The sequence below is a fragment of the Planktothrix sp. FACHB-1355 genome, assembly GCF_014748295.1.
GTDB classification, from domain to species: domain Bacteria; phylum Cyanobacteriota; class Cyanobacteriia; order Cyanobacteriales; family Aerosakkonemataceae; genus Aerosakkonema; species Aerosakkonema funiforme_A.
Map to the genome: position 1 here is coordinate 1 of NZ_JACJUP010001172.1, position 2,161 is coordinate 2,161.

A 2,161-nucleotide genomic window follows, 5' to 3' on the forward strand; every position below is an offset into this window, starting at 1 on the left:
TGGTTCGGGGGAGAGAATGGCTTCTGTCCGTACTTGGATCAATCGCACCGGTACTGTACCAGAACCTGTTGCGCGTATAGATTCTGACAGTACATTTATCGGTAGAGGGGCGATCGTTAATTGTCGTTCTGCCCCAGTTAGCGCCACACCACCGCGCCGCGTCACCCTCGCCCTATCTGTGTAAACCGTTACTTTAGAAATGCGAGTATCTATTGTCTTACTCGTTGTTTGGTTTGGTGTTTGTGAGTCGGTCACTGCCACTTTCTCCTCTAAGCTGCGTTATTATCAAGGGCATGAGCAATAGCCAATTCCGTAGGGTGCGTTAGCGACCGCGTAACGCACCTGAATGTTAAAGTGATTCTGGCAGAAAATTAGCATCCAAAACTTCTGACGAACTGTAAGGACATAATTGCGGAAACGTTTGCACTGAAGGACCAGTTTCCGCACTCGCAATTTCCACCGCATCCGCATAACATTCAGCAAATACTTCTTCCAGATAAGGTTTCAAACTGGGAGAATCTTTCAGTGCTTCCCGAATGCGGCGGCGATGTTCGACAATGCTACCTTTCCAGCTACCGCTTCTGAATTCTGGTTGATACTGCCATTTGAGCAAGTGAGTGAGGACTACTACAAGATTACTCTTTAAATTTTTACGCTCACTCCGTCCTATATCTCCTATTTCGTCAATCAAGTTTTCCCAGTCGATGTTTGAGTAATCGCCAACTCGCAAATTTTCTATTGTGGTTTCCATCCATTTCAGGTAGTCGGTTTCGTACAAACTTTTTTGGCTAATTTCTATTTTTGCTTTCATACTTCCACCCCACTTAGGAACCATACCATTCTAAACTGCCCGGTAGTTCCTCCGCCGCAAATTCAATATGAATGACGCGCCGATGACTTGCTTGTTTTGCTGGTTGGGAAGCGTGAATTAACAAAGGTTTCATCACCAATACCCCGCCGGAATAGACAGGACAAGTAACAGCATTTTCTTTCAATTTTTGAATATTTTCCGGTTTGACATATCCGTGAAGATGAGAACCGGGAATAACCTGTAGAGGTGCGTTATCTGCTAAGGTATCGTCCAGATGAATGCGTAAAGTTAACATTCTTTCCAAAATAGGAATGGGAGGTTGGACGTGGTGAACGCCATCTTTAAGCGACCAAGGCCAAAACCCGCATATATTAATACGTTGCTTGACGGCGATCGTCATATCTTGATGCCAGGAAACACCCCAATTAGCTTGAGGATTTTTATCAAAAAATATCCCTCGCACGGGAAAAGCATTTTTACCGAGTATTGGTTCGACCAAATTGCGAATCGGAACTTCCCAACAAAGCTGTCGCAGCATTGGAATTTCTTCTAATAGACGGCGCATCCCATACCCTTTGGCATCGCTATGCTGAATTGCCGATTGCAACAAACTTTTGTAAGCAGCGATTTGGTTAGCATCGATCGCTCTTTCTAGTATGCTAAATCCATCTTTTTGGATAGATTTAGAGTAGACGATCGTAGATATATGTTGCGTAGTTAAATAATTCGCAAATTCGCCAGACATACTTAGGGTTCCGCAAGAGGATTTATTTGGATGTCTGTTAGATTATAGATTTTATTGCCTTCTAACTACGCACTTTACTCGCAACCGAAAAGATATAAGACAACACTTCTTCTTTCGTTTGGGATCGGTAATTGCCAATTATGGTAAAAGAGATTCTAGAGAAGCAGAACTTCTGGAATTTTGTCAACCTGTCGCTGATGATAAGTTAAATGACACCAAGATAAACTGCGATCGCATTACCAACCACCACCACCATCATCAGCAGGCTGAGGTTCTTCAGTAACAGGAGGATCGACAGGTGGAAGACCTTGGGTGGCAAGTTGTCGAATTTCTTGGTCGTTTTTATCTATTTCATAAACGAATCCCAACAGTCCAGCAATTCGTTCTCGCTGACCTCTGGGAGGATACAGCCCCGGTTTTAGTAATGTTGTGGCGTACCTGTTAGCAAAGTCTATCATTTGCCGCGCCTGAGCTTTGGAAAATCCTCCCGTTGAATTTGCTTGGAAAGTTTCTGCCAAACAATTACTTTGTCTTCCCCGCTCTTGGAATTGCGCTTTATTTTCATAAAGTAACAAGATATCATCCAAACATTTGCTATATTCCAG

At 43.5% G+C, this 2,161-nt stretch carries 4 protein-coding genes; all 4 read right to left on the reverse strand.

What is annotated here, in order from left to right; all coding sequences use genetic code 11:
* Positions 1-255, reverse strand: a 255-nt coding sequence (locus H6S82_RS33800; protein WP_191057258.1) for a DUF4140 domain-containing protein, incomplete at its 3' end; no start/stop codon positions are given.
* A 94-nt stretch (positions 256-349) separates the two neighbouring features.
* Positions 350-811: a DUF29 domain-containing protein gene (locus H6S82_RS30360; protein WP_190468806.1), complete on the reverse strand. Its 462-nt coding sequence runs from the start codon at positions 809-811 to the stop codon at positions 350-352.
* Positions 812-824: 13 nt separating this feature from the next.
* Positions 825-1,556, reverse strand: coding sequence for a phytanoyl-CoA dioxygenase family protein (locus H6S82_RS30365; RefSeq protein ID WP_199315423.1), 732 nt, complete (start codon positions 1,554-1,556; stop codon positions 825-827).
* A 236-nt stretch (positions 1,557-1,792) separates the two neighbouring features.
* The coding region (locus H6S82_RS30370) for a hypothetical protein (RefSeq protein ID WP_191057259.1) at positions 1,793-2,161 on the reverse strand (369 nt) is incomplete at its 5' end.